1 protein-coding gene is annotated in these 707 nt (G+C 28.9%); it reads left to right on the top strand.

What is annotated here, in order from left to right; all coding sequences use genetic code 11:
- The first annotated feature begins 232 nt into the window (after positions 1-232).
- Entirely contained in the window at positions 233-616 is a 384-nt protein-coding gene (locus ACF91D_RS31120; protein ID WP_392438605.1) for a hypothetical protein, read from the top strand.
- Positions 617-707 lie beyond the last annotated feature (91 nt).

Here is a 707-nt window from a genome sequence, read left to right as displayed (position 1 = left end):
TAAAATAATGGGTTTCCATTTACCTACTAATATTTCCATTGGTTTTTCCATTCCTGAACATTCATTAATGTCTTTTGTGTTACCTACTTTATTCCTATGCTTTTCCTCCAGTGATATCAAATAGTTTCTTAAAAGATACTATGTTTTTTAAAAGTGCCTACTTACAAATAAGATTCTTTATAGTTTGTTATAACACTATAGTCAATAGAGAAACTTAGTAGGAGGTGGAAAATTGAACAAAGGGTTAATTGATCGTATCGTTAGGATGGTTTTTTCGTTAATTATTATTGGTTCTGGGTTTGCAATGATTTTAGGGTTTATTTCAAATATGGAATACAGTAGCCAATCAGCAAATGATTTTATGCAAGCTATGGGTGATACCAACTACTTTTTCCCATTTCTAGCAGTCGTTAAAATTTTATGTGGAATAAGCATTCTATCTAATAAATTCGAAAAAGCAGCTTTAATCATTTTTATTCCTGTATCTATTAATATGGTTATGTTTCACATATTTTTAGCTCCTGCAGAAGGTATACCAGCATATTTAATACTAATAATGAATGTCTATTTGATGGTAAATAGAATTAAGAGTTATCAACCAATATTAAAAAAATAGAGAAAGAAGGCAAATATATGAGTAAATTATGGAACCCAATTAAAGTAGGAAATATGGAATTAAAACATAGATTAGCAATGTCTCCAATGAC

Source organism: Staphylococcus sp. 231237_7MaSpsaltlick (assembly GCF_043107035.1).
This window is presented reverse-complemented; position numbering and strand designations above follow the sequence as displayed.